At 63.9% G+C, this 26,318-nt stretch carries 29 protein-coding genes; 16 read left to right on the top strand and 13 right to left on the bottom strand.

What is annotated here, in order from left to right:
- Positions 1–188 precede the first annotated feature (188 nt).
- Both QM609_RS25600 and cds1 read left to right on the top strand, forming a co-directional pair.
- Positions 189–575, top strand: coding sequence for a DUF4229 domain-containing protein (locus QM609_RS25600; RefSeq protein ID WP_030535490.1), 387 nt, complete (start codon positions 189–191; stop codon positions 573–575).
- Positions 572–1,675, top strand: coding sequence for an L-cysteine desulfhydrase Cds1 (cds1, locus tag QM609_RS25595; protein ID WP_063314765.1), 1,104 nt, complete (start codon positions 572–574; stop codon positions 1,673–1,675). Before QM609_RS25600 ends, cds1 begins: the two co-directional genes overlap by 4 nt.
- On the opposite strand, the gene QM609_RS25590 is transcribed toward cds1, so the two are convergent.
- Positions 1,573–2,196, bottom strand: a complete 624-nt coding sequence (locus QM609_RS25590) for a GNAT family N-acetyltransferase (RefSeq protein WP_063314764.1) — start codon at positions 2,194–2,196, stop codon at positions 1,573–1,575. The two genes, cds1 and QM609_RS25590, sit on opposite strands and share 103 nt — an antisense overlap.
- A gap of 122 nt (positions 2,197–2,318) precedes the next feature.
- Between QM609_RS25590 and QM609_RS25585 the strand changes: the two genes are divergently transcribed.
- The 4 genes from QM609_RS25585 to QM609_RS25570 are packed head-to-tail and all read left to right on the top strand — an operon-like array spanning position 2,319 to position 4,364.
- On the top strand, positions 2,319–3,056 hold the full coding sequence (locus QM609_RS25585) for a lysophospholipid acyltransferase family protein (RefSeq protein WP_064113981.1): 738 nt from the start codon (positions 2,319–2,321) through the stop codon (positions 3,054–3,056).
- A 54-nt stretch (positions 3,057–3,110) separates the two neighbouring features.
- Positions 3,111–3,362, top strand: coding sequence for a helix-turn-helix domain-containing protein (locus tag QM609_RS25580; protein WP_003941869.1), 252 nt, complete (start codon positions 3,111–3,113; stop codon positions 3,360–3,362).
- 5 nt (positions 3,363–3,367) lie between these two features.
- Positions 3,368–3,934 carry a Clp protease N-terminal domain-containing protein gene (locus QM609_RS25575; protein ID WP_042453051.1) on the top strand — a complete coding sequence of 189 codons (567 nt, stop codon included), beginning with the start codon at positions 3,368–3,370 and terminating at the stop codon, positions 3,932–3,934.
- Between the two features lie 49 nt (positions 3,935–3,983).
- Positions 3,984–4,364, top strand: coding sequence for a phage holin family protein (locus QM609_RS25570; protein WP_003941998.1), 381 nt, complete (start codon positions 3,984–3,986; stop codon positions 4,362–4,364).
- 12 nt (positions 4,365–4,376) lie between these two features.
- Here the strand turns inward: QM609_RS25570 and QM609_RS25565 are convergent, their stop codons facing one another.
- Positions 4,377–5,246, bottom strand: a complete 870-nt coding sequence (locus tag QM609_RS25565; protein WP_019744341.1) for a 1,4-dihydroxy-2-naphthoate polyprenyltransferase — start codon at positions 5,244–5,246, stop codon at positions 4,377–4,379.
- A 49-nt stretch (positions 5,247–5,295) separates the two neighbouring features.
- Here QM609_RS25565 and QM609_RS25560 point away from each other — a divergent pair, with 49 nt between their 5' ends.
- A complete protein-coding gene (locus QM609_RS25560) occupies positions 5,296–8,544 on the top strand; it encodes an AfsR/SARP family transcriptional regulator (protein WP_228232518.1) in 3,249 nt (1,082 codons plus the stop codon).
- Between the two features lie 21 nt (positions 8,545–8,565).
- On the opposite strand, the gene QM609_RS25555 is transcribed toward QM609_RS25560, so the two are convergent.
- The 7 genes from QM609_RS25555 to QM609_RS25525 all read right to left on the bottom strand — a co-directional run bounded on the left by QM609_RS25555 (position 8,566) and on the right by QM609_RS25525 (position 13,797).
- Positions 8,566–9,393 (bottom strand): ABC transporter permease, encoded by an 828-nt coding sequence (locus QM609_RS25555; protein WP_003941848.1) that lies wholly within the window; start codon positions 9,391–9,393, stop codon positions 8,566–8,568.
- Entirely contained in the window at positions 9,390–10,397 is a 1,008-nt protein-coding gene (locus tag QM609_RS25550; RefSeq protein WP_003941960.1) for a daunorubicin resistance protein DrrA family ABC transporter ATP-binding protein, read from the bottom strand. The genes QM609_RS25555 and QM609_RS25550 overlap by 4 nt, the downstream gene beginning before the upstream one ends.
- A gap of 88 nt (positions 10,398–10,485) precedes the next feature.
- Positions 10,486–11,625: an o-succinylbenzoate--CoA ligase gene (menE, locus tag QM609_RS25545; protein ID WP_076948856.1), complete on the bottom strand. Its 1,140-nt coding sequence runs from the start codon at positions 11,623–11,625 to the stop codon at positions 10,486–10,488.
- Complete coding sequence (locus tag QM609_RS25540) at positions 11,622–11,924, bottom strand: DUF3349 domain-containing protein (protein ID WP_003941976.1); 303 nt, start codon at positions 11,922–11,924, stop codon at positions 11,622–11,624. The genes menE and QM609_RS25540 overlap by 4 nt, the downstream gene beginning before the upstream one ends.
- Before the next feature lie 4 nt (positions 11,925–11,928).
- Complete coding sequence (locus tag QM609_RS25535) at positions 11,929–12,264, bottom strand: DUF3349 domain-containing protein (RefSeq protein ID WP_003941853.1); 336 nt, start codon at positions 12,262–12,264, stop codon at positions 11,929–11,931.
- 54 nt (positions 12,265–12,318) lie between these two features.
- Complete coding sequence (locus tag QM609_RS25530; protein ID WP_003942079.1) at positions 12,319–12,582, bottom strand: hypothetical protein; 264 nt, start codon at positions 12,580–12,582, stop codon at positions 12,319–12,321.
- Positions 12,583–12,597: 15 nt separating this feature from the next.
- Positions 12,598–13,797, bottom strand: coding sequence for an inorganic phosphate transporter (locus tag QM609_RS25525; protein ID WP_007728486.1), 1,200 nt, complete (start codon positions 13,795–13,797; stop codon positions 12,598–12,600).
- 284 nt (positions 13,798–14,081) lie between these two features.
- Between QM609_RS25525 and QM609_RS25520 the strand changes: the two genes are divergently transcribed.
- Genes QM609_RS25520 through QM609_RS25500 form a run of 5 tightly spaced genes read left to right on the top strand, consistent with a single transcriptional unit; the run spans position 14,082 to position 19,678 of the window.
- A complete protein-coding gene (locus QM609_RS25520; RefSeq protein ID WP_003942040.1) occupies positions 14,082–15,506 on the top strand; it encodes an ABC transporter substrate-binding protein in 1,425 nt (474 codons plus the stop codon).
- A gap of 60 nt (positions 15,507–15,566) precedes the next feature.
- Positions 15,567–17,825, top strand: coding sequence for an ABC transporter permease (locus tag QM609_RS25515; protein WP_003941895.1), 2,259 nt, complete (start codon positions 15,567–15,569; stop codon positions 17,823–17,825).
- Positions 17,818–18,561, top strand: a complete 744-nt coding sequence (locus tag QM609_RS25510) for an ABC transporter ATP-binding protein (protein WP_003942056.1) — start codon at positions 17,818–17,820, stop codon at positions 18,559–18,561. Before QM609_RS25515 ends, QM609_RS25510 begins: the two co-directional genes overlap by 8 nt.
- Positions 18,558–19,316: an ABC transporter ATP-binding protein gene (locus QM609_RS25505; RefSeq protein ID WP_003941866.1), complete on the top strand. Its 759-nt coding sequence runs from the start codon at positions 18,558–18,560 to the stop codon at positions 19,314–19,316. Before QM609_RS25510 ends, QM609_RS25505 begins: the two co-directional genes overlap by 4 nt.
- Positions 19,317–19,318: 2 nt before the next feature.
- Positions 19,319–19,678 (top strand): hypothetical protein, encoded by a 360-nt coding sequence (locus tag QM609_RS25500; protein ID WP_003942018.1) that lies wholly within the window; start codon positions 19,319–19,321, stop codon positions 19,676–19,678.
- A gap of 97 nt (positions 19,679–19,775) precedes the next feature.
- Here QM609_RS25500 and QM609_RS25495 read toward each other — a convergent pair whose 3' ends face one another.
- Positions 19,776–20,165, bottom strand: a complete 390-nt coding sequence (locus tag QM609_RS25495; protein WP_003941917.1) for a VOC family protein — start codon at positions 20,163–20,165, stop codon at positions 19,776–19,778.
- A 28-nt stretch (positions 20,166–20,193) separates the two neighbouring features.
- A complete protein-coding gene (locus tag QM609_RS25490; RefSeq protein ID WP_024487301.1) occupies positions 20,194–21,087 on the bottom strand; it encodes a 1,4-dihydroxy-2-naphthoyl-CoA synthase in 894 nt (297 codons plus the stop codon).
- 83 nt (positions 21,088–21,170) lie between these two features.
- On the opposite strand from QM609_RS25490, the gene QM609_RS25485 reads away from it, so the two are divergent.
- From QM609_RS25485 to QM609_RS25475, 3 genes are read left to right on the top strand one after another with little or no spacing between them, the layout of a single operon-like run.
- Positions 21,171–21,815: a PaaI family thioesterase gene (locus QM609_RS25485; protein WP_037129937.1), complete on the top strand. Its 645-nt coding sequence runs from the start codon at positions 21,171–21,173 to the stop codon at positions 21,813–21,815.
- Between the two features lies 1 nt (position 21,816).
- Positions 21,817–22,812, top strand: a complete 996-nt coding sequence (locus QM609_RS25480; protein WP_054187820.1) for an o-succinylbenzoate synthase — start codon at positions 21,817–21,819, stop codon at positions 22,810–22,812.
- Positions 22,813–22,860: 48 nt separating this feature from the next.
- Complete coding sequence (locus tag QM609_RS25475; RefSeq protein WP_003941973.1) at positions 22,861–23,307, top strand: DUF6918 family protein; 447 nt, start codon at positions 22,861–22,863, stop codon at positions 23,305–23,307.
- Positions 23,308–23,373: 66 nt separating this feature from the next.
- On the opposite strand, the gene QM609_RS25470 is transcribed toward QM609_RS25475, so the two are convergent.
- Positions 23,374–24,201 carry a siderophore-interacting protein gene (locus tag QM609_RS25470; protein ID WP_076948849.1) on the bottom strand — a complete coding sequence of 276 codons (828 nt, stop codon included), beginning with the start codon at positions 24,199–24,201 and terminating at the stop codon, positions 23,374–23,376.
- Between the two features lie 58 nt (positions 24,202–24,259).
- Complete coding sequence (locus QM609_RS25465) at positions 24,260–24,862, bottom strand: flavin reductase family protein (protein WP_054187848.1); 603 nt, start codon at positions 24,860–24,862, stop codon at positions 24,260–24,262.
- A 68-nt stretch (positions 24,863–24,930) separates the two neighbouring features.
- Between QM609_RS25465 and menD the strand changes: the two genes are divergently transcribed.
- A partial coding sequence (gene menD / locus QM609_RS25460; protein ID WP_283337599.1) for a 2-succinyl-5-enolpyruvyl-6-hydroxy-3-cyclohexene-1-carboxylic-acid synthase occupies positions 24,931–26,318 on the top strand: 1,388 nt, incomplete at its 3' end.

Raw genomic sequence — 26,318 nt, 5'->3', positions numbered from 1 at the left:
AAAAACCTGCGTCGAGTTTGTTTCGAAGTCCTTCGCTCACATTCGACCGTTTTCTGAGTGGTAGCGCAATGTTTGCACAGATATAGCCGGGTAGTCGATCTTTCAAGAAAAAGTAATGTTTAAGTAAAGGACAAAATGGATATAGCGGGCTCGGTCCCACCCGTATTCGGAATGGGTAACCTGAGAGGGTGAGTCAGTTGTCTGAAAACCCCGAAAATGTTCCTTCTGAGCCGGTCAAGGCCAGTAAACCTTCCGCAAACTCTGGGCAAGCAAAGTCGGCTTCCGGGCCGGTGACCAAGGGTCAACTAGCCCGCGACGTGGTGCTGTACTCGGTCGCTCGGCTGCTGCTTGTCGTCGTGATCGGTGCCGTCATCATCGGTGGCGGAAAGCTCGCCGGCACGGACGTTCCCTTGATCGTCGCGGCGCTGTTCGCAGTTCTGATCGCGCTGCCGCTGTCGTTGCTGCTCTTCGCGAAACTGCGCAAGCGTGTCAATGCGGGCATTGCGGCGGTCGACGCCCAGCGTCGGTCCGATCGTGACGATCTTCGCTCCAAGCTGCGCGGAGACGGGCGGTGACCACGGGGTCGCTCGACGTCGACCGTCGGACCTCACGCCAGTGGGTCGACAACGCGGTGCGGTTGATCGAAGCCGACGCGCAACGCAGCGCGGACACTCACCTGCTGCGCTATCCGCTGCCGAGTAACTGGACCGTCCAGCTTTATCTGAAGGACGAGTCGACCCACATCACGGGGAGTCTCAAGCATCGACTCGCACGGTCGCTTTTCCTCTACGCGATCTGCAACGGCTGGGTTACCGAAGAGACCACTGTCATCGAAGCGTCGTCCGGATCGACGGCTGTCAGCGAGGCGTATTTCGCGAAGTTGCTGGGCCTGGATTTTGTCGCGGTGATGCCCGCGAGCACGAGTCCCGCCAAGATCGCGTTGATCGAGGCGCAGGGGGGACGTTGTCATTTCGTGAGCGATCCGTCGTCGATCTACTCGGAATCGCATCGGCTCGCGAGTGAGTTGAACGGTCACTACATGGATCAGTTCACCCACGCCGAGCGCGCGACGGATTGGCGCGGAAACAACAACATCGCCGAATCGATCTTCACTCAGCTCGAACACGAGGAACATCCGATTCCCGACTGGGTGGTCGTCGGAGCCGGGACGGGCGGAACCGGTGCCACGATCGGCCGCTTTCTTCGTTACCGGAAATTCGACACGGGGCTGTGCGTGGTGGACCCGGAGCACTCCGTGTTTTTCGACGCGTGGCGAGCGAGCGATCCGTCGATCGTCGGTACTCGAGGTTCCCGGATCGAGGGCATCGGCCGTCCGCGCGTCGAACCGTCTTTTGTCGGTCAGGTGGTCGACCGAATGATCAAGGTGCCGGACGCAGGCTCGATCGCGGCCGCCCGGCACGCCAGCGCGGCCCTGGGGCGCAAAGTGGGCGGCTCGACGGGGACGAACCTGTGGGGAGCTTTTGCGTTGATTGCCGAAATGATGGCGGCCGGGCGCAGCGGCAGCGTCGTCACCCTCCTGTGCGACGGCGGAGAGCGTTACTCGGGGACGTACTACAACGACGAATGGGTGGCGTCGGAAGGGATCGACCTGCTCGGTCCGACGGCAGTGCTGGACGAGTTCGTCCGTTCGGGTGCGTGGACGGCCAGTTCCTGAATCGCCGGCGCCGGACCGTGTGACGGGCGGCTCATCGTCACCCGCGGCCAGGCGTCCAGCCCGGACGACTGCTCGTCCGTTCTGATGCGTATCAGGCCGGGAGAGAGCGTGTTCTCGGCCAGACGCACGAACCCGAGTCGCTCGTAGTACGGCGCGTTCCACGGAACGTCGACGAACGTCGTCAGAGTCACGAGATCGTGGTGATGGTCCGCCGCCCATTCGGTGACGGCGTCGATCAGCTGAGCTCCGAGGCCTTTGCGGGCATGATCGGGGTGAACGGAGACCTGTTCGATATGCGCACCGCCGTCCACGATCTCGACGAGCGCGTACGCAACGGGTACGTCGTTCGCGTCGGTCTGAACCCAGATGTGCTCGGCTGCGAGAAAATCGTTCAACTCGTCGAGCGTCGGCGGTGGATCGTCTGCGATGGCGTCCATCCCGATGTCTCGGAACGGTTCGCCCGCGGCGATCTCGATCTGTTGCAGTGCGGGTAGGTCGGTGGATATGGCCGAGCGGATCACAGAAACCGTTTTACCTCGAGAGTGGAGTTTCTCCCAGCGCTACGCCTTCTGTAACGCAAACCTACGCAACCGTAGGTTGTGTATCGTTTGGTCAAGGGGCACTTCTCCAGCGAGGGCGGATCATGGGCAATCCTGAAGTTTCACTCGACAATTACGAGGCTGTGTACGAGTACTACCGCAGTCATCAGCAGAACCGATTCGTGGCGAAGTTCGCTTATGCCGCATTGGCGCTGAAGTACCGCCCGCGAGTGAGGTACGCGCCGGGTGCGGAAGCTGCGCTGAAGACTCTCCTGGAACGTAAGACGCAGTTGGTCGTGGCAGTCAATCATCTGACCGAGAGCGACCAGTTCACGCTCGCCGCGACCGCGTGGCGTACTCCGTTGCGTCGAGTGATCGGACGGACCCGGGTCCTCGCCAAAGACGAACTCTTCGTTGATCCTTCACAGCGCAAGAAGGTCGACATGATGGGCAGCATCCCGGTTTTTCGCAGCAAGAACTACGGCCTCCGGGCTGTTTCGGATGCCGGCCGAGTGATGATGGACGTCGCGGCCGAGCGGCTGGGCAACGGGGACTGTCTGGCGATTTTCCCGGAAGGGACGTGCAACACCGAAGATCCGACGCGGTTGCAGCACGTCAACAGCGGAATCGGCCACATCGTCGCGCGCGCCGAGAAGTTGGGATGCTCACCGGCCCTGGTGTCGATCGGCATCAATTACGGTCCGGTGGCCGGCGACGTCAAGGCTGCGAGTGTCTTTGTCGGAATGCCGGTGACCGAACTTCCGGACAAGCCGATGGATATCGCCCGAACTGTGCAGGCTGACTTGCAGGTGGCAGTGAACGGGGCCGTCGCCGGATACTAGGCGCGCCTGTCAATTTTGGTTGACAGATTCCGGTTGTCAACCTAAATTGACATCATGACCGAAGCAACCTCTCTCGCTGCTGCCGCCGGTAGCCCGGATCCCACCGAGGGATTGCGTGCTGTTCGAGCGCTGCGTCGTCTTCTCGAAAAACTCGAGGCCATTCAGGTCGCCAATGCGCGCCGTCACGGATGGTCCTGGCAGGCGATCGCGGAAGCTCTCGAGGTCAGCCGTCAAGCCGTCCACAAGAAATACGCGTCCGCGCAGTCGGAATCGATGCTGCGTTCACTGCGCGAGAAGGGCAGGTAATTGCCATGTTCGAAAGGTTCTCCGCACAGGCTCGAGGCGTCGTTGTCGATGCTGTCGCCGGCTCCGGTCCTGTCACGCCGATGGAACTTCTGACCGCGCTGATCACCTCTGATCGGGGCATCGCCACCGAGGTGCTCACCGAGTCTGGTGTCACGCTCGACGTGATCCGCCACGCCGGCGCCGGATCGAACGAAGGTAGCTCCAACAATTTCGACGACGACGCCGAGATACTCAAGTCGATCGGCATCGATCTCGATGCGGTTCGGGAGAGTCTCGAGCAGTCCTTCGGCGAAGGTGTGCTGGACGAGACTCCTGTGCCGGACGGCGTCGACACTTCTCGCAAGAGCCGATTCGGGTTCCCTCGTTCACGATTCGAGAAGGACTCCAAGAAGGTGTTGGAACTCTCGCTCCGTGAAGCGCTCGCGCACAAGGACAATCGCATCGGCGCCGAACACATCCTGCTCGGCATCCTGCGTGTCGCCGACGGGCCTACCCGTCAGGCCCTCGAAACGCAGGTCACGATGTCGGTGATCCGTGAGCGCTTGGAAGCGAAGATGAATCGCGCCGCCTAGATTCGGCACGGCTCCGCATGCACGGGGCGGGATGTGCCAGCATTCAGACATGACATTTCTGGCACGTCTCATCATCAACGGCATAGCCATCTGGCTGGCGTCGGCGTGGGTCACCGGCATCACGATCGCCAACCACGACAACGGCACCTGGGGCACGGTTCTCGTGATCGCGGTGATCGCTTTGATCTTCACGGTGGTCAACGCGTTCATCAAGCCGGTAGTGCAGCTTCTCTCGCTACCGCTGCTCATCCTGACTCTCGGATTGTTCACGCTCGTGATCAACGCCCTCATGCTGATGCTGACGGCGTGGATCTCGTCTGGAACGTCCTACGGCTTGACGGTCGACGGCTTCTGGACGGCAGTCTGGGGCGCGCTGATCATCTCGATCGTGAACTTCCTGCTCAGCGCGTTCGTCCCGGACAACCGTTGAGTCCGTCGACTTTCAGGCGAGACTGAGCGCAACTGCGGTCGCGGCACCCCAGACGAGCATGGCGAGTCCGGTGTCGCGCAACGCGGGGATCAGGGCCATACCCTGCCCGCCCGAACGCAGTGGGGCGTTGGCTCGGATTGCCAGTGGCAACGCCAGCAATCCGAGCAATGCCCACGGAGTGCGCAGGATCAGCAGCAGGGTCGCGACGAACGGGACGGCCAGCAGGATCACGTGCAGTGTGCGGGTCTTGGCGTCGCCGAGCCGGACTGCGAGAGTGATCTTTCCGGACTCGGTGTCGGTCGGGATGTCTCGAAGATTGTTGGCAACGAGCACCGCGCTCGAGAACGAGCCGATGGCGATCGCGCCGGCCAGCCCGGCCAGATCCACCCGTTCGGCCTGTACGAACTGAGTTCCCAGCACTGCAATCAGTCCGAAGAAGATGAACACGGCGATCTCGCCGAACCCGCTGTATCCGTACGGCTTCTTGCCGCCGGTGTAGAACCAGGCACCGATGATGCAGAACACGCCGACCGCAACCAGCCACCAGGCTGTGGTCGCCGCCAGAACGAACCCGGCTACCGCGGCAACGGTGAAGCAGCTGATCGCCGCGGCCTTCACGGCTCCGGGACTGACCAACTTCGATCCGACCAAGCGCAGTGGCCCGACGCGGTCGTCGTCCGTTCCGCGGATTCCGTCGGAGTAGTCGTTCGCGAAATTCACCCCGACGATCAAGGCCAAGGAGACGATCAGTGCCAGGAGCGCCTTCCACCACACTGCGAGGTCCAGGGACGCCGCGGCTCCGGTGCCGACCAGCACGGGCGCAATCGCGTTCGGGAGTGTGCGCGGCCTCGCGCCTTCGATCCATTGAGCAGCTGTTGCCATACAACGATCTTTGCACTGTGCAATACGATCGAACGCGGTGGATCAGCACATGACTCGAGACGTGAGTGAGCGCGCCAGGTACGCGCAGTCGGGCGAAGACCTGGCAGACATTGCCTTGCTCGGACCCGTTTCGACCAAAGTGGGCGGTCGTCTGGTTCCGTTGCCGGGTCCGCGAGCTCGAACTCTGCTGGTTGCGCTGGCTCGCAATCCGGGTGAGCCACGTACCGCGCAGAGCCTGATCGACGACGTCTGGGGGCTGGAGCCGCCGCGCTCACCGATGAACGCCCTCCACACTCAGGTCTCGCGCCTGCGATCTGCACTCCCGGACGGGGCCCTCGAAGTCACGGCGGCCGGATACCGGCTCACTCTCGCTCGGGAGCGTGTCGACCTGGCCAGGGCAGCGGACGCCGCCCGTGGTCTGCGCACCGTCGGCGCCGACGCGTCCGAAGCGCTCGCCGTCACGACCGCGTCATTGCGCCTGTGGCGCGGTACCCCCGGGAGTGACGTCGTCGGCGACGTTGCAGATCGTCTGGCGCTCGACGCAGGCCGGGTGTACGACGAACTGGAGACGGCGCAGATCGACGCGTTGCTCACATTGGGGGAGTACGCGGCAGCCATTCCCCTGGTGCGCGGACGCCATCTGGCGAGCCCATTCGACGACACAGCGGCCGAGGCGTTGATGCGTGCGCTCGCCGGAGCAGGCCGAGTCAACGAGGCACTCGAAGTGTTCGCGGAGTTCCGCAACCACCTCGCCAATCGCCTGGGCGCTGATCCGTCACCCGCACTGGTGACTCTCAACGCGGAACTTCTCGGGGCACCTGCGGCTACACCGCGGTCCGCCCGTGCGATCGGTCTGCGCGCTGCCCCCAACACCTTGCTCGGTCGCGACAACGACATCGACCAGATCGAATCCTTGCTCGCCCGCTCGCGCGTCGTCACCATTCTCGGACCTGGTGGCGCCGGAAAGACCCGTCTCGCACACGAATTGGGCCTGCGCGGATCCGTGAACCAGCCGGGCGTCTCGGTGGTCCTCGTGGAGTTGGCGTCGTTGCGCAGCAGCGAAGATGTCATCGCGGCCATCGGAGGCACCCTCGGAATCAGCGAATCCGATCTGGCGCCAGGCAAATTGACCGTCGGCCGAACGCATTCGGCGAGAGAGCGACTCAAAGAGGCGCTGTCCGCCGGTCCGATGTTGCTCATCCTCGACAATTGTGAGCACGTGATCGGCGCGTGTTCGGAGATCGCGGCCGAGATGATCGCGGCCGGTCGTCAGCTGACGGTTCTGACCACCAGTCGTTCTCCGCTCATGATCAGTGCCGAGGCGGTGTACCCGTTGCCGCCGTTGGCGATCGAAGACGGAACCGGCTCGGCAGTCGAACTCTTCTCGGCGAGAGCCCGTGCGGTGCGGCCGTCTGTTCATCTGGACGTCGACGCGGTAGTCAAGCTGTGTACGACGCTCGACGGACTCCCGCTGGCGATCGAGCTCGCTGCCGCGCGGGTCCGCACCATGAGCGTCGACGAAATCGGTTCGAGACTGCGAGACAGGTTCGCGTTGTTGCGCTCCGATGATCCGACGTCTCCGGATCGGCATCGCACCCTGCACGCGGTGATCGACTGGAGCTGGAATCTGTTGGGCAGCGGGGATCAGATTGCGTTGCGTCGATTGTGCCGATTCCCGGCCGGCTTCACCCTTTCTTCGGCGCAGGCCGTTGCCGGGTGGGGCGAGTTGACCGATGTGGCAAGTGCCGTCGAAGCGCTGGTGAATCAGTCACTTCTTTCCGTCAGCGACGGGCAGGGAGATCTTCGGTACTACATGCTCGAGACTGTCCGTGAATACGGCGAGGAGCAACTCGCCGCGTCCGGGGAGGGACCGGAAGTGATTCGGCGCCTCGACGACTGGGCGATTGCGATCGCCGAGGATGCCGTCGTGCGTGCACGGACGGATCAGCTCCGTCTGATTGCCGACCTCGACGCCGAGCACGACAACCTTCTGGCTGTACTTCGCTGGGCCGTGGAACGCGGCGACGCGGTGACCGTAGCCAACGTCTTCCCCGTCCTTGCGATTCTGTGGGCCGTACGAGGATCGAACTCGGAAATCTCGAACTGGGCGTCGAAGATCGTCGGGGCGACCGCGGACAACGATCTGCGCGACGTGAATGCAGAACTGGTGGGCGCTACGTTCATCCTGGTGGCGATGCATCTCTTCTTCGGAGAGGCCGATCGAAACCATGCCCGTGCGCGGATCCGACTTCGAAAGCTGTTGCGTGAGCGCGATGATCTCGGTCCGTTGTTCGCATTTCTGATCAAGCTGACCACGAGTGGGATCGCCAACCACAAACTTGCGCGGTTGGTGGCCGAAGGCGTTCGCAGTTCCGATCCCGAGACCCGAATGGCGGCGCTGTCCGCGCGTTCGAACATGCGGGAGAACATCGGAGATCTGCGCGGTGCGTTGCTGGACGGGGAGACTCTGTTCGACTACGCCACCAGCATCGGTGACGAGTGGGGTCTGGCGATGGCGGCCCAACATGTCGGGTCGGTTCACAGCCAATCCGCCCGCTATGGCGAGGCCATCGAGTTCTACGCGATCGCGGCGGCGTCGATGGAACGCCTCGGTGCGCGTGACGAGGCGATGCAGCTCATCTGCTTTCAAGCCGGAGCAATGATCGCGGCCGGTGACACCGCTGGTGGTCGGGTGCTTCTCGATCGTGCACGTCCGGCATTGGCGCATTCGGGTGGGACCGGGGCCATCGAAACCGATCAACGGCGCGCGGCGCTCACAGCGAGTATCGCCGAGGCGGATCTCGCGGACGGCCGTATCGACGAGGGCTTGGCTCGGTATCGAGAAGCGCTGGAGCTGTTGGGTTCTGCGATCGAGAACATCTTCGGTGATCCCTTCGTCGTTCTGCTCGGTGCCGCGGCTGTGTGCGCTCACGCAGTTCACGGCCGGCACGAACTGGTGGCGGGCCGCGTTCTGCAGATGAAGGAGTCGAGTGCTCTCAAGCTCGATCCCAACGGTTACGCGGACCTGCCGCTCGCGGGTTCGTTGGCGTCGGCGATCGGGTCGTTCGATCTTGTCACGGGCAACATCGAACGCGGAGTCGAACTGATGGCTTTGTCGTTGAAAATGCCGGGGAGACAAGACTTCGTCTCGCTCCATCATGCGCGCCTCTCCGACTTCGCGGTTGGTCTGGTCGGAGCCGACAGGTGGTCTGTGGAAACCGAGAAGGTATCGGGTTACTCACGCAGAGCGGTCCGCGAAGCAGTGTTGGCTGCGCTTCGCGGACCGGTGCTGGATTAGGTCTGGACGATGGTGCGGGACTTATGTCTTGCGCATGTACATCCGCACGGTCAAAGGTGCCATGACGGCGACGATCACCGCGGCGCCCACCAGCGACCACACGACGTGGATACCGAAGTGGCCGTCGTTGGCCAACTCGCGAACCGCGGTCACCAGGTGTGAGACCGGATTGACGTTCACGAACTTCTGAAGCCAACTCGGCATGGTGGCAGGATCGACGAACGCATTCGACAGGAACGTCAGCGGGAACAGCACGAGCATCGAAACACCCTGCACCGTGGACGCTTTGTTCATCAGCACGCCCATGAGAGCGAAGATCCAGCTGATGGAGAAGGCGCACACCATGACCAGGATCGCGGCAGACAGAATGCCGACCACGCCGCCTGCGGGGCGGTAACCCATCGCGAAACCGACGATGAACGTGATGGTCGTGGCGATGCCGTAGCGCACGACGTCGGCGAGCAATGCACCGGACAGCGGGGCGATACGAGCGATGGGAAGGGACTTGAAGCGGTCGAACACGCCCTTGTCCATGTCCTCACGAAGCTGCGTGCCCGTGACGATGGAACCGGTGATGACGGTCTGGACGAGGATGCCGGGGATGATCGTCGGCAGATATGCCGTCACGTCACCGGCGATCGCGCCACCGAAGATGTAGGTGAACATCAACGTGAAGATGATCGGCTGGATGACGACGTCGAACAGTTGCTCGGGGTTGTGCTTGATCTTGAGAATTCCGCGGTACGCCATCGTGAACGTGTTCGCGAAGCTCTGCTGCAGGCTGATGCGGCGGGGTGCGGCATCCGGCTGGGCTATCGGCGACCGGGGTTTGGTGAGGGTGGTTGTCATGCGACGCTCCGATCGGAGTCGTTGTCGGACTGGGCGTCGTTGCGTCCACCGTCTTCGGGCTGGTGCCCGGTGATGGTCAGGAACACTTCGTCCAGGCTGGGTTTCTGTACGTTGATCTCGTCGACGGCGATACCTTGCTCACGCAGACGGATCAACAGGTCCGCCGTGATCGACGGGTCGCTCAGCGGGGCGGTGATCCGCCCGACCTCGGGAGTGACTCCCACCTCGACGCTCAGCGCAGCGGCGATGAGCGAGCGAGCCTCCTCGGTGCGATCACGATCGACGAGCTTGAGTTGGAGCGAGGAGATCCCGACCGAAGCCTTGAGTTCGTCGGCGGTGCCGTTGGCGATCACGCGGCCGCGGTCGATCACCGCGATGCGATCGGCCAGTTGATCGGCTTCGTCGAGGTACTGCGTGGTGAGCAACACCGTCGAACCCTCGGCGACGAGTCGCCGGATGGTCACCCACATCTGGGCGCGGGTGCGCGGATCGAGGCCGGTGGTGGGCTCGTCGAGAAACAGCAGCGGCGGGCGCGCGATCAGGCTTGCCGCCAGATCCAGGCGTCGACGCATGCCACCGGAGAAGTTCTTCAGCGGTTTGGTCGCGGCCTCGACCAGATCGAACTCCTCGAGGAGTTCCAGGGACTTGGTGCGCGCATCGCGGCGGCTCAGGCCGAGCAACCGGGAGAAGATCACGAGGTTCTCGGTCGCGGTCAGATCCTCGTCGACGGAGGCGTACTGACCGGTGACGCCGATCAGGGATCGGACCGCGGTGGGTTCACGGCTGACGTCGTGGCCGAAGATGCGCGCCTCACCGCCGTCGGGGCGAAGGAGAGTGGCGAGCATGCGGACGGTGGTGGTCTTGCCGGCGCCGTTCGGCCCGAGGACGCCGAACACCGAGCCGGTGGGGACGGTGAGGCTGACGCCGTCGACCGCGCGGTGCTCGCCGAACTTCTTGACGAGTCCGTCGGCCTCGATGGCAAGAGGCGAAGCTGTGTGGTTCATGGGATGAAGCTTGGCAGACCGATCTTGCATGGACCTTGCGTGGAACTTGCGGTTACTTGCACAGCGCGCGAGGTCGGTGCTGCGGCTGCTAGCTGAACCGAGCCACCAGGGCGGCGCGGTCGAGCTTGCCCGGTCCGCGCAGGGGGAGTGCGTCCAGGACGAAGAGTTCCCGCGGCGCTGCGGTGACGTCGAGTGTCCGCTGAGCATGTGCGCGTAGTTCGTCGAGCGTCGGAGCTTCGCCCTCGGGTACGACGACGGCCACCACCCGCTGCCCCAGCCGCGGGTCCTCGATGCCGATCACCGCGCACTCGCGAACGGCGGGGTGATCGGCCAGCGCGGCCTCGACCACCTGCGGTACGACGGTCAGCCCACCGGTGGAGATTGCCTCGTCCAACCGGCCGCTGATGCGCAGGACCCCGTCGACCACAGCTCCGGCGTCGTCGGTCCGGAACCATCCGGGTTCGGCGAAAGCGGGGTGGTCGGGAAGCCCGCGGTACCCGGACGCGAGCATCGGTCCGCCCAGCAGTACTCGCCCGTCGTCGATACGAATCTGTGCTCCGGACAACGGGATTCCGTCGTAGACGCAACCGCCGGACGTTTCGCTCATCCCGTAGGTGCGGACGACGGTGATGCCCGCTTCGGTCGCCTGCGCGAGTACCGGTGCGGGAGTAGCAGCGCCGCCGAGCAGAACCGCGTCGAGCGAAGCCAGAGCCTCGACCGCGGAGCGATCACCGAGTGCCTTGACCAACTGCGTCGGCACCAACGAGGTGTAGCGGCGCGGTCCGCTCATCGCGGCGACAGCGCCCGGCAATGCGGCAGGGTCGAAACCCGCACTGACGTCGACGATCACCGGTTGTGTTCCGGCGAGGACACTGCGCAACAGAACTTGCATCCCGGCGATGTGGTGCGGGGGGAGAACCAGCAACCAGGATCCGGTGCCGCCGAGGCGTTCATGGGTCGCGTCGCCGCTGGCTCGCAGTGCGCTCGCGGTGAGCATCGCGCCCTTCGGGGTTCCGGTGGTCCCCGACGTGGCGACCACCAGCGAGATTCCGTCGTCGATGGGCTGATCGGGGTACAGAGCGTCGCTCAGTCGGGCCGTCTCGCGTGCGTCGGCCGCCGGGACGGGAAGCACGGCGTCGTGCACGCCGTCCAGGATCTGCGCGATGGCAGGCAGTACCTCGAAGACCGCCTCACCCGGTGGAACGGCCAGTGTGCGAAGAACGTTCACCGGACGTCCGGTCCAGCCAGCGGCCAACCACCGGCAGCCAGATGGCTTCGTACGCGGTCGACGTCGGTTTCGAGTGGCATCTCGTTGGTGATCTTCGTGATGAGGACCTGGATGTCGGTCTTCTCGATGGGCAGATCGCCGTCCTCGATCAACGCGTCGGCGACGGCGTCGACCTCGGTTTCGGAGAGTCTGCGAGTGAGGAGCGCGAAAAGTGGGATGTAGTCCTGCTCGGGGACGCCATTGGGATAGCCGGCCCGCAACCAGCCGACTATCGACGTGAGGAAGGGCGGAAGGGCCATGACGTCAGCTCACGTCTCGAACTTCGTTGTCGGTGTCCACGTCTTCGATGACCGGCCACCCACCTGCGCGCAGCCTTTCGGTGACACGATCGACGTCGTCCTCGGACGGCTCCTCGTTGAGGATTCCCTCGATGATGGCGCGGATGGTGTCGTAGTCGACGTGGCGGTCCGGCACTTCGTGTGCCGACTCGATGGACATCGAAACGACCTGCTCGATCTCCTCGTCGGTCAGACGACGACGGAGAACGGCGAGCAGCGCAAAATGATCCTTGTCCGGGATGCCCTCGGGATACCCGGCACGCAGCCAGTCGAGCACGCTGCGCAATGAATACTTGCTCAAATCCTCGGCCTCATTTTCGTTTCGGTGGTTTCAGTGGTGCGCCGCGACGACCACTCAGAAGACGTGGATTCCGAACGTGCTGGCCAAGAAGTTCTTCATCAACAACAGAATTCCGGCGAAGATCGTGACGAGCACGACCGCAAAACAGAGGTACGCACCCATTTTACCCAGGGTGGACGGTCCTTCGGTGCCGTCGGCGTTCGGCAGACTCAGCGACTTGAGGCCGAAGGCGAAGATCGCCGGCAGTCCGGCTCCGAAGAGCAGTCCGACTGCCACTACCTGCCAGAGCGAATCGAGGGTATCGGTGAGTAGATGCATTCTCTTGCGCCCCTTTCAGGAGTTGCGAGTGGGTTCGGTGGACGGAGTGGGATCAGCAGTCGGAATCTCGCGAGCCGTCGCATCCGGATTCTCGTCCCATTCGGCGGTCACGTTGGCGGCGTCTACGGGTTCCTTACGCGAACGCAGGTACATGAAGATCGCGAACGCGATGAGGGCAGCGAAGACGACGAGCACGCCGGCCAGGCCGCCGATCAGATGCGCGAGTGCCCAGCAGATGGCGCCGACCACTGCAGCCGACGGCAAGGTGATCAACCAGGCGGCGGCCATCCGGCCTGCGACGCCCCAGCGGACCTCGGCGCCCTTGCGCCCGATGCCGGTACCGAGGATCGATCCGGTGGCGACGTGGGTGGTCGAGAGGGGGAGTCCGAGGTGGCTCGACGTGAGAATGATGGCGGCGGACGACGCTTCGGCTGCCAGACCCTGCGGCGCGGCGATCTCGACAAGGCCCTTGCCCAGGGTGCGGATGATGCGCCAACCGCCCAGGTAGGTGCCGAGAGCGATCGCGACGGCACAGGTGAACTTCACCCAGAACGGCATCTCGGTCTCGGCGGTGATGGTGCCGTGAGCGACCAGGGCCAAAAAGATGACGCCCATAGTCTTCTGGGCGTCATTGGTGCCGTGCGCAAGTGAGATCAGCGAGGCGGTGCCGATCTGGCCGAAACGGAAACCGCGCTCACGCTCGTCTTCCTTGACGGATGCGGTGATTCGGTACACGAGCTTGGTACCGACGCCTGCGACCAGGGCCGCGACGACCGGCGCGAGGATCGCGGGGACGACGACCTTGGTCAGAACTCCACCCCACTCGACGCCGCCCATACCGATGGAGGCGATTGCGGCGCCGATCAATCCGCCGAACAGTGCGTGTGAGGAGCTCGACGGCAATCCGAGCAGCCAGGTCGCCAGATTCCAGATGATTCCGCCGACGAGACCGGCGAAGACGATCAGCAGCAGATCCTGCCCACTGACCGCGCCGAGGTTGACGACGCCTTTGGCCACGGTCGCAGCGACCTCGACGGACAGGAACGCACCGACCAGGTTCAGGATCGCGGAAAGTGTGACCGCAACTTTGGGCTTGAGTGCTCCGGTCGCGATGGAGGTGGCCATTGCGTTACCGGTGTCGTGAAAACCATTCGTGAAATCGAACGCGAGGGCGGTGACAACTACCACCAGGAGGATTACGAGCTCTGCGGTCACAACGTGAATTGTGCGTATCGAACGCGTAAAAGTACAGCGAACGGGATGCGAACAGGGGCTCCGCGGAGTACGTCCCCGCGCGTGGGCTGCGGCGCTGCCGTTCGCGATGTGTTCAGCGCCACGAAATCGGAACCCTGTGTGGGACCTCACTTTTTGGTCTCACTCACCGGGAAGGCACATTCGGACCGTTTTAAACGCTGATTACCTACGGGCACCGAGCGCACCGGAACAGGGGTTTCACCCCTGTTTCTCGGTGTCTGTCAGTGAGAAGGAGAGCTCCGACCGTGAAGCCCAACAAGTCCACGAAGCTGATCGTGGCACTCGCCGCGACCGCCGTTCTGGCGTCAGCCTGCGCATCGAATCGTGGTGACGATCCCTACGCCGTCGCTGTCGGCGGACCCGGCGTCAGCGCCGACCTTGCGTCGAGCACATCCGACGCGAAGTTCGGCACCCTCGATTCGCCCTGCGGTGAAGGCGATGCCACCGGCGCAACCGATCAAGGCGTCAGCGACACCGAGATCAAGATCGGGTTCGGTGACGACCGCGGTTATGTGAAGTCTCCTGGGCTGAACAAGGAAATGAGCGATGCGGTGAACGCGCTCATCTCTTGGTGCAACGATCAGGGCGGCATCAACGGCCGCAAGGTCGTCGGAACCGACTACGACGCCGCGATGACGCAGGCCAACTCGGTCATGCAGGAAGCGTGCGCGAGCCAGTTCATGATGGTCGGCTACGGCTTCGCGATGGATCAGACCGCCGAGCAGACGCGTGTCGCGTGCAACCTGGTGTCCGTGCCAGGCTTCACCGTGTCACCCGACGCAGCCAACGGACCGATGACATTCCAGGGTGTCCCGTTCCCGGTCGACTACGCGAACGGTTCGCAGTGGTTCCAGATGGCCGAGATGCACCCCGATCTGGTGAACGACTTCGACGTCGTCAACAGCACGATGCCCACGATCATCAGCTCCACCACGAAGATTCGCTCGATCGCCGAGGCTGCGGGTTTCAAGCTCAAGGATTGCGGCGTCACCCTCAACTACGAGGGGGAATCGAGCTATGTGCCGTTCGCCGAGAAGTACAAGGAGTGCGGCGCGAAGGGGATCTGGACGTCACGATCGGCAAGCCCGTCGGAGCTGAACTTCGTGAAGGCCCTCGACCAGGTCGGGATCGATCCCATCTTCTTCGGTGAAGCCACCTGGTACGGCGCGACCGTCTCCGATTGGAACAAGGACACCGGACTGCTCGACAACCTCAACGCGGGCATGACCTTCCAGATGCTCGAGAACGCGGACAAGGTGCCCGCAGTGAAGAAGTACGTGGATCTGGTCTCCGAGCAGGGTGGCAAGACCGCGCTCCTCGGTATGCAGGCGGCGTCGTCGTTCCTGCTGTGGGCGGCCGCCGCGGACGAGTGCGGTAGCGATCTGACGCGTCAGTGCATGGTGAACGAACTCTCGAACATTCACGAGTGGGACGGCGGCGGATTGCACGCCGTCACCGATCCCGGCAAGAACATGCCGGCCACCTGCGGACTCATGACCTCGCTGAAGGGCAGTACCTACGCGCAGGCGTTCCCGTCCACCGCGGGCGAATTCAAGTGTGACCCCAAGTACCTCGTCGCGACCGACAAGAGCACCTGGGGAACCGAACTCGGCGCTGACCGCGTGTCGACGAAGTACCAGAACGCCAACGTCATCAAGCCGCAGTCCTGATTCTTCCGACTCGGGCGGCGAGCGCCAACCGCCGCCCGAGTCCCTAACGAGGGTTCAGCCATGAACACTTTTGTCACTTTCACGATCCTGGGCCTGGTCCTGGGGTCGGTGTACGCGATCGCCGCCTCCGGGCTGGTACTCACGTACAACACGTCAGGCATCTTCAACTTCGCGCACGGTGCACAGGCAATGCTCGGTGCGTTCATCTACTGGCAGTTGCGCTACGGCTGGGAACTTCCCACTTTCGTCGCCTTGCTGATTTCACTCGTCCTGGTCGGGCCACTGATGGGCCTCGGCCTCTACGTCCTGATCATGAAGGGTCTGCGCGATACCGCCGAGGTCACCAAAATCGTTGTGACGGTCTCGATCCTGCTCGGAATGCTCTCGATCTCGCACTGGTTCTGGCACCCCGAGACCGCTCGGACGATGCAGATGTTCTTCGGCGACCAGTCCAAGATCACGGTGTTCGGCGCGAGCATCCGCTACCACGAGTTGATCTGCATCCTCGTTGCGATCGCCATCGCCGTCGGCCTGCGCATCCTGTTCACGCGCACCCGCGCCGGTGTCGCGATGCGCGGCGTCGTCGACGATCCGGAACTGTTGCGCCTCAACGGCCACAATCCGGAGCGTCTTGCGGCCCTGTCCTGGGCGATGGGTTCGACGCTCGCAGTCCTGGCCGGCATCCTGATCACCCCGATCAGTGGCGGCACACTCGAGGCGAACATGTTGACACTCTTGGTGATCGACGCGTTTGCCGCGGCCATGTTCGGCCGGTTGCGCAGCATTCCGCGCACGTTCGTCGGCGCCGTGGTTCTCGGGCTTGCCGGTACGTACGTATTGGCGTACTTCCCGACGAGTTGGAGTTGGACGTCGAATTTCCGTGTCTCCCTGCCGATGATCGCGCTGTTCGTGGTGCTGATCGTGCTCCCACAGGACCGGTTGCGTGGAGCGGTCACCCGTACTCGCGAGCGTTACCACGTGCCGAGCGTGCGCAAGGCCGTCGTCTGGGGCGTGGCCCTGATCGTCATCGTCTACCTGATCCGTCTGCTGATGGTGACCTCCGCCGTCACCACACTGACCATCGGAATGACGTTCGCGATCATCGCGCTCTCGCTCACACTCCTCACCGGTTACGCGGGTGAATTGAACTTGGCGCCGGTGTCTTTCGGCGCTATCGCTACCATCGTGGCCTTCCACTTCGGGATCTCCGGTTCCGGGTTGGCTGCGCACCTCAACCTGTGGGGCATCGTCGTCGGAGTCCTCGTCACCGCCGTGATCGGTGGCCTCGTCGCCCTGCCGGCGCTGCGGCTCAGAGGGCTGTATCTCGCGCTGGCAACCATGGCCTTCGGAGTGTTCCTCTCCAACATGGTCCTTCGCGACACCACCGAACACGAGATGTTCGGCATGAAGTACTCGCTGTTCAAGGACGGGAACATCGCCCTCCCTCCGCTGAAGATCGGTCCGCTCGATCTGAGCAACGAGACGGTGTTCCTGATGACCGTGACCGCGCTGTTCTCGATACTCGGCGTCGGCGTCATCGCGTTGCGTAACAGCGGCTACGGGCGCCGACTCGCAGCGATGAAGGACAGCCCGGCCGGTTCGGCCATGCTCGGACAGAGCCTGGTTCGGCTCAAGCTCAGCGTCTTCATGATCTCTTCGGGGATCGCCGGTCTCGGCGGCATTCTGATGTCGAGCGCCATGGGGTCCGTCTCGGGCGAGAGCTTTGCCATCATGGTCAGCCTCTCGCTGCTCATGCTGACCGTCGTCGCGGGTATCGGATACGTCACCGGCGCCCTGTTCGGTGGACTGATGGCTGGAATCGGGTTTGCGGTCATCATGGTCTCGTTCACCAATCTGGCTTCGGCGCAACCGGAGTTGGAGGGAATGTGGCTGCTCTTCGGCAACATCGCGGCAGTCAGCCCGGCACTGATCGGCATCGGCGTCGGCGCGAACCCCAGCGGAACGGTCCACAGCGTGATCGAGGGCTACCGACGGCTCGCCGGTGCCAAGCCTGTTCTGATCGGCGGCGCCGCAGTCGTTCTGCTGACCTACGTCCTCGCTCTGACCGGTGTACTCGGCAACTGGTGGTTCGCGTCCATCACGATCGCGGTGGTGTTCATGCTGCCGGTGATCGGTGAGATGGTCATGCCCAGCGCGGTTCTCACTCCGGAGGAACTGGCCGCCAAAGCGACAGTCGTTCCCGAGGACATCGGGATCGATGTCCCTTACAGCCCCGAGATCCGTGACGAGATCGACCGCGAACTGGGGATTCCTCAGTACCAGGGTGGCTCGCCGAAGGAGTTGACCGTCCATGTCTGATACACCACTTCTCGAAACGCGCGGTGTGAGCGTTCGTTTCGGTGGACACGTCGCGGTCAAGGACGTTTCGCTCACCGTGCAACCCGGAACGGTGACAGGACTCATCGGACCGAACGGTGCCGGCAAGACGACGCTCTTCAACACCATCACCGGGCTGCAGAAACCCACCTCCGGTCAGGTGTTCCTCGGTGGCGTCGACGTGACGAAGCTGCCGCCGCACAAGCGGGCGGGGCGCGGGCTGGCACGTACCTTCCAGCGGCTCGAACTGTTCGTCTCGCTGTCGGTGCGAGACAACCTGCGCGTCGCGGGAGACATCCACAAGGCGAACGGCCGCAACAAGATCGACGTGGACGGCGAGACCGATCGCCTGCTGGAGCTGACCGGGCTCACGGATGTCGCGGACAAGGACGTCGCGGACATCCCCACCGGACGGGCTCGCGTCGTCGAAGTTGCACGAGCCCTCATGACCGACCCGCGAGTGCTTCTGCTCGACGAACCGGCCTCGGGTCAGACCGAGCAGGAAACCGAGGTCTTTGCCGAGATGCTCACCGAACTTGCTGCGGGTGGACTCGGAATCTGTCTGGTGGAGCACGACATTCCGCTGGTGATGAAAGTGTGCTCGACCATCCACGTGCTCGACTACGGCGCAGTCCTCGCCTCGGGTGATCCGGAGAAGATCCGGACGGATCCGGAAGTGATCGCGGCCTACATCGGGACCGAGGAGGAGGCGGTATGACTTCAGCGAAAATCGGCGAGGCGAAAATCGACGAGGGTATACGCAGCCCCGACCGCGCCGAACCGTTGCTCGAACTGTCCGGTGTCCGCGCCGGTTACGGATCCATCGAAGTTCTGCACGGGGTGGACCTGATTCTGGAACCGGGCGCCGTGGTGGCGCTGCTCGGACCCAACGGCGGCGGCAAGACGTCGACGCTCAAGATCTGCTCGGGCGTCCTTCCGGTCACCCGCGGCGAGTTCCGGCTCGCGGGCCAGGTCGTGAACGGAGTCGAGCCTTCGGAGTTGGCTCGGTTGGGGGTCTGCTCCATCCCCGAAGGACGCGGGATCTTCGCCAACCTCACTGTGCGGGAAAACCTGTGGATCGCCACCGGAACGGGCGTCGGGCTGGCCGAACTCGAAGAGGTTGCGTACGGCAGGTTCCCGATCCTGGGGGAGCGGCGCGGACAGTTGGCCGGATCGATGTCCGGTGGTGAGCAGCAGATGCTGGCGCTGTCACGGGCACTCGGCACTCACCCGACGGTGCTCCTGCTCGACGAGCTGTCGATGGGTCTCGCACCTCGAATCGTCTCGCAGATGTACGACGTCGTCGGCTCGCTTGCAGCCGAAGGCATTTCCATTCTCGTCGCCGAGCAGTTCGCGCGAGCGGTGCTGCCCATCGCGACCTCGGCCGCACTGATGTTGCAGGGACGCGTCGTCAAGACCGGCGATCCACACGACATCGAAAACGAACTTTCTACCAGTTATCTAGGAGGATGACGATGACTACTCTCGCCGAAGATCGCCGTGAGGAATTCAAGAAGAACATCGCAGAGTTGAAGCTGGACAAGAAGCAGGCAGGCGGCGACGCGGCGACGCGCATCGCGGGCCTGGTGCTCATGGTCGTCGGAGTGGTCGGCGCCTTCGTCGTCTACATCTCTTCGCTGACGCTCTCGGACCTGCGGGATCTGGTGTCGTACCAGATCCTCACCGTGGTTTTCCTCGCCCTGACAGTGGTCGGTGCCGCTCTCTTCCTGGCCGCATCGGTGGCAAAGGTGCTGCGGCTGTGGCTGGTTCGCCAACTGCTCGAGGGCCAGGCCCAGACAGATCAGATCTCGCAGGCGTTGAGCACGCGCAACTGATCTTTGTGAAGAACCGAACGATGCCCGCCACGAAAGTCGTGGCGGGCATCTGTCATTGCTCGGCTACAGCGGTGTCTCGGCTACAGCGGTGTCTCGACTACGCGGACGGTGGCCGGGAATCGCGTCGGATGGGATGGTCCTCCGGGATCTGCACCATCACGATCGGTGTCCCGTCCGGGTCGGCGATCCACATCTCGTGTAGACCCCACGGTTCCTGTCTTGCCTCGCGCGCGATCTTGACCCCGGCGAGAACCAGTTCGGTCTGAACGGCAGTGAGGTCCCGGACCTGCAGCCAGATCGCGCCGCGAAAGCCGCCCTCGCCGGTGCCGCCGTGCGCAGCGACTTCGATCAGACCTTGGCCGGCGAAGAAGACTGTGCCGCCGGGATATTCACGAGCGATCGCCAGACCGAGGGTGTCTCGGTAGAAGCTCAGCGTTCGTTCGTACTCGCTCGGGCGCAATATCGTCCGACTGCTCAGAATCTCCACGTCCGACCTCCCTCTCGCACCTACTGTGTCAGAAATACCAGGGATATGGTGACCAGTCGGGATCACGCTTTTCGAGGAACGAGTCACGACCCTCGACGGCCTCGTCGGTCATGTACGCCAAACGTGTTGCCTCACCGGCGAACAGCTGCTGGCCGACCAACCCGTCGTCCTGCAGGTTGAACGCGTACTTGAGCATCCGCTGTGCCTGCGGCGACTTGCCGTTGATCTTGCCGGCCCAGTCGATCGCGACGTTTTCGAGTTCAGCGTGGTCGACAACTTTGTTGACCGCGCCCATCTGATGCATTTCCTCGGCGGTGTACGTCTCACCCAGGAAGAAGATCTCGCGAGCGAACTTCTGGCCCACCATCTTTGCCAGATAGGCGCTGCCGTAGCCGCCGTCGAAGCTTCCGACGTCGGCGTCGGTCTGCTTGAACCGTGCGTGCTCGCGGCTGGCGAGCGTCAGGTCGCACACCACGTGCAGGCTGTGGCCGCCGCCCGCAGCCCAGCCGTTGACCAGGCAGATCACGACCTTCGGCATGAAGCGGATCAAGCGCTGGACCTCGAGGATGTGCAGGCGCCCGGCGCGTGCTTTGTCGACGGTGTCCGCCGTTTCACCTTCGGCGTACTGGTAGCCGCTGCGACCACGGATGCGCTGGTCTCCGCCGGAGCAGAACGCCCAACCGCCGTCCTTCTCGCTCGGTCCGTTGCCGGTCAGGAGCACCGCTCCCACGTCGGAGGTCATCCGGGCGTGATCGAGCGCGCGGTACAACTCGTCGACGGTGTGCGGGCGGAACGCATTACGCACTTCCGGTCGGTCGAAGGCGACGCGAACGGTGCCTTGGCTGACATGCCGGTGGTAGGTGATGTCGGTGAGGTTCTCGAATCCGGGGACAGGGCGCCAGAGCTGCGGGTTGAAGGTCACCTGAGCCACGATAGAGGCACGGCTCGCGCGTCTAACGGATACCTGAGGTAGAACACGTTCCCGGGCGCGCTAACGTGCAGGTCATGAGCGAACAAACCGCAGACGGCACGGAGATCGTCACAGACGGTGAGAAGCGGGGCGGATTTCCACGGTTCCGGCACACTCCCGCAGGTCCGGACTTCGGCCGCTTCGTCGAAGCGATGCGCAGGTTGCAGGACCTTGCCGTCTCGACCAATGTTCCCGACGACGTACTCGCAGACATCGCTACGCAAGCCGAAGAGCTTGCCGATCGGTTGACTCCGTACGAGGTCCCGGAAGGCAAGTCGCCCGCAGGCTCGAACATCCAACTGCCCGGACGCGGCAGCCTCCTCATGCTCCCGTGGATGGTCGAGAAGTTCGACACCGAAGGAGTCCGCAGTACCGGCGTCTTCCGCCGCTACCACCTGGGCGGTAACGGCGCCGCTCACGGCGGTGTCCTGCCCTTGCTGTTCGACGACGTCTTCGGGATGACGGTCCACGCGGGTGGCCGTCCGATCTCCCGCACCGGCTACCTCCACATCAATTACCGCGCGATCACTCCGCTCAATCAACAACTGGTGATCGAGGGGCAGGTGGATCGGGTCGAGGGTCGCAAGACTTTTGTCAGCGCGCGCCTGACCGATCTCGACGGCAAGCTCCTCGCCGACGGTGAGGCGCTCATGATCGAACTGCTTCCGGGACAGCCCTGACATGTTCCCCTCGTTCGACGATCTGATCGCGGACGCCGTGGTGCTCGCGCTGCCGATGCGAGTTCGCTTTCGCGGCATCACGACTCGTGAGGCCCTGCTCGTTCGCGGCCCGGCCGGGTGGGGAGAATTCGCCCCGTTCGTCGAGTACGACGACGACGAGGCGTCGCAGTGGCTGCTCGCGGGTATCGAAGCGGCGTGGCTGGGTCCGCCGCCTGCGCTTCGTGACGCAGTTCCCGTCAACGCGACCGTGCCGGCGATCGACGCGTCTGCCGTTCCGGAATTGCTGGAGCGCTTCCCCGGGGCCCGGACAGCCAAGGTCAAGGTCGCCGAGAAGGGACAGTCGCTGGCGCAGGACGTCGCCCGGGTGAACGAGGTGCGTCGGCACATCCCGAACGTGCGCGTCGACGCCAACGGCGGGTGGAGCGTGGACGAGGCGATCACGGCCTTGCGAGCGATCACCGATGACGGTGAACTCGAATACGCCGAGCAGCCGTGTGCAAGCGTCGAGGAACTGGTCAGGGTCCGCGCCGCGGGGACCGGTGTGCGGATCGCTGCCGATGAGAGCATTCGCCGTGCCGAGGACCCGCTGCGCGTCGTACGAGCGGGGGGAGCGGACGTCGCCGTCGTGAAGGTGCCGCCGCTGGGCGGAATGCGTGCTGTGGTGGCGCTGTCGGCGCAGCTGGCGGACTACGGGGTGCCGGTGGTGGTCTCGAGCGCTCTGGACACGGCTGTGGGGATGTCCGCGGGACTGGCGGCCGCGGCAGCCTTGCCCACCCTTCCGTTTGCCTGCGGACTCGGTACCGGCGGCCTGTTCGTCCGGGATGTCGCGGTCACCGGGGCAGCTGTCGACGGTGCTTTGTCGGTGGGTGCCGTCGAGCCTGATCCGGTTCTGCTCGAGACGCTGGCCGCGCCCGCGGACCGGCGCGACTGGTGGTTGGAGAGGGCCAGGCGCTGCCATCGGATACTCGGCAGTAGGGACCAGCCGAATTTCGTATAGTCTCGGGCGCGACCTGATGAACATCAGTGAAGAATGAAGGGATCGAAAGTGGTTGCAGCTCTGAACGAAACCCTGCTCGAGGAATCACGGGTTCCCGCGGTCGTCGCGGACGTGCAGACCTTGATCGACGCAGAGGTTTCGGATAAGTCGGGGGCCTCAGGGCTGGCTCTCAAGGGTGGCTACGGCGCGGTCAAGAAGGTGAGCCCGTCCATCGTGCCGGACGCCGTCACCGCGCTTCTGCCGGCTTTCGTGGCAAAGCTCGAGCCGTACTGGCAGGAATTCTCGGCTTCCGGTGAAGGCAGCTTCGCCGATTTCATCAGCGCCCGCGGTGACGCGGTTGCCGATTCCCTCCTCGAGGTGACGGACGAGCGTATCGAAGGTAGCGACAAGGCCGTCGTCAAGTCGATGTACTCGAAGCTGCGCGGTTCGGCGAAGAAGCATGTGACTGCAGCTCTGCCGCGTCTGGGCGATGTGATCCAGAAGCACGCTGCATAAGCGAACGTAAAACGACGAGTGGCCCGGGAGTTTCTCCCGGGCCACTCGTCGTGTTCGGTGCGTTTGTCAGTGAGCCGAATGTCCGTGGCGCCAGAAGCCGGTGAAGGTGATGTCGGTTTTGGCGAACTTCCGGTCGTTCACGAGGTGCCGACGCAGCCCGGTGGTGAGTGCCTGTTCGCCGGCGACAAAGGTGTACGACGGCCCCTCGGGCAGTTCGGCGGCGCGGACGATCTCGAGGGTCAGAACACCCGGCGTCGCGTGTTCGTCCTCGCGAACGAGCCAATGCACGTTGACGTTCGCCAACTCCGGAATGTCTTGCTTGTCTTCGATGTTCGGAATCTCGACGAAGACCTCGGCACGCAGGTCTGCGGGTGCGGATTCCAGAATGCCGATGATCGCGGGAAGTGCACTCTCGTCGCCGACGAGCAGTTGCCACTTGGCCTCGGGTGTGGGGTTGTAGATGCAGCCTTCGTCCAACAGGGCGACCTCGTCGCCGGCCGACGCGGTGTCCGCCCACGCGGATGCCGGGCCGATGTCGCCGTGATAAGCGAAGTCGATGTCGATCTCCGTGGTCTCGCCGAAGAGACCGGATCCGGCGGCACGGTAGGCGCGAATCGTGTAGTTGCGCACGACGGGCCGCGTGTCCTTGGACATCAACAGGTACTGCGCATACCAGAGATTGCTGGCCGCGCTCGGCAACCGGAGTTCACTCTGGCCGACCTGCGGGATGAACATGCGGAACCACTGATCGGCACCCATCGGAGCGATGGTGGACAGCTCTTCGCCGGCAATGGTCACCCGGATGAAGCTGGGGCTGATTCGTTTGTTCGCCACGACCTGCGCCGACACGATGCTGCGTGAGGCCGGTTTCACGAACTTGGCGCGCTTGGCCATGACTGGTTGCTCCCTGATTATCTGTTACTCGTACCTAATCAGGTAACCCTAACCTGATTTACGGTCGCTGTGGAGTGGTGGGTCTGTCCTTTTCGACGACTTCGGGAGGAAGACCCCACTGCGCTCGGCCAAGTCGGCTCATCGGTGCGATTGCCGCGAAGTCCGGTAGGCCGTCGTCGGCGACAGCCTCGGGACGTACTGCGACCGCGACCACATTTCCCATCACGACAAATGAATTACCGACCTCGACGACCTGGTGGAGCGTGCATTCGATGGCGATCGGGGAGTCGGCGACCCGGACGGGGCGAACCCGCTCGCTCGGCTCGCTACGGATGTTCAACTCGAGAAACTCGTCGGCCTCGGCGTCGTAGAAGGCGGAACTCTGGTTCACCACGTCGGCAAGCCTGGCAGTCGCCAGGTTGATCACGAATTCGCCGGTCGCTTCGATGTTGCGCAGACTGTCCTTGCGTCCGACCGACGTGAACTGCACGATCGGCGGCGCCGAACTTGCCACGGTGAAAAAGCTGTACGGAGCCAGATTGCCGACGCCGTCCGCCGACAGGGTGGACACCCAGGCAATCGGCCGGGGGACCACCGAAGCGGTGAGTAACTGATAGAACCGACGGGGTTCGAGCTCGGCTGGATCGAAGAGTGTGCGCACCCACACATAATGCCGCTGTCCCCGCCCCTGGGCATGCTTGCGCCCGAACATCTGACACTCTTGAAGGCGTGAATCCGTCCACTGCACAAGCCACAGCCGTCGTCGACGAACTGGTTCGTGGTGGCGTGCGTGAAGTCGTGCTGTGTCCAGGCTCTCGCAACGCGCCCCTCGCATTTGCCCTCCAGGCTGCCGATCTCGACGGCCGGTTGCGTCTGCACATGCGGATCGACGAGCGGACAGCAGGCTTTCTGGCACTCGGACTGGCAATCGCCGGGAAACGACCGGTCCCCATCGTGATGACTTCCGGGACCGCCGTCGCGAATCTCGGACCCGCTGTCCTCGAGGCCAACTACGCGCGAGTGCCGCTGGTGGTCCTGAGCGCCAACCGGCCGTACGAGATGCTCGGCACCGGCGCCAACCAGACCGTCGAGCAACTCGGGCTCTTCGGCAGTCAAGTCCGCGCAACCATCAGCCTGGGCCTGGCGGAGGACGATTCGACGCAGAACAGCCAGTGGCGCTCGGCGGTCTGCCGGGTCCTCGCCGCTGCCCGCGGAACCCGATCCGGAAACGCGGGTCCGGTGCACTTCGACATTCCACTTCGTGAGCCGCTGGTGCCGGACGTGCACGTGCAGGGACCGGTCCCGGAGGGCCGTCCCGGCGGTGCGGCCTGGACCACCACCCAGAATGCGACGCTCGACGTTCCCGTCGATCTGGATCTCACCGCAGATACGGTGGTCATTTCCGGACACGGTAGTGCGCTTCGGCCTGAGCTGGCCGGCCTGCCGACGGTGGCCGAGCCGACGGCTCCGATGCACGGGATCGCACTGCATCCACTCGCGCTCTCGCAACTCAAGCCCAAGCAGGCGATCATCACCGGCCGCCCGACGTTGCATCGTCAGGTCTCGAAGGTGCTGGCCGACCCGGGCGTCGACGTCTACGCGCTGACTACCGGGCCGCGCTGGCCGGACGTATCCGGCAACGTACTCGCCACCGGAACCAGGGCAGTGGTCACCGGGACTCCCGATCCCGCCTGGATCGCTCGATGCGCCGCGCTGACCGAACACGCCGAAACTGCCGTCCGCAAGCAACTCGACGCCCACCCCAAGGCCACCGGCCTGCACGTGGCCGCTGCTGTGATGGATGCTCTCGCGGACGGCGACCAGCTTCTGCTCGGCGCATCCAACCCTGTTCGCGACGCGGCACTCGTGAGCTACCCCAAGCCCGCCGTACGGGTGCTGTCGAATCGCGGCGTCGCAGGTATCGACGGCACCGTCTCGGCGGCGGTGGGCGCCGCGTTGGCGTACGAGGGCGGCCGGACCGTCGCTCTCATGGGCGACCTGACATTCCTGCACGACGCTTCCGGGCTGCTGATCGGGACCGGTGAGCCGAGGCCGAGCGACCTCACCATCGTCGTCGCCAACGACGACGGCGGCGGTATCTTCGAGCTCCTCGAACA

It is taken from the genome of Rhodococcus sp. IEGM 1302 (genome assembly GCF_030056935.1).
Taxonomy (GTDB): domain Bacteria; phylum Actinomycetota; class Actinomycetes; order Mycobacteriales; family Mycobacteriaceae; genus Rhodococcus_F; species Rhodococcus_F qingshengii.
This window is presented reverse-complemented; position numbering and strand designations above follow the sequence as displayed.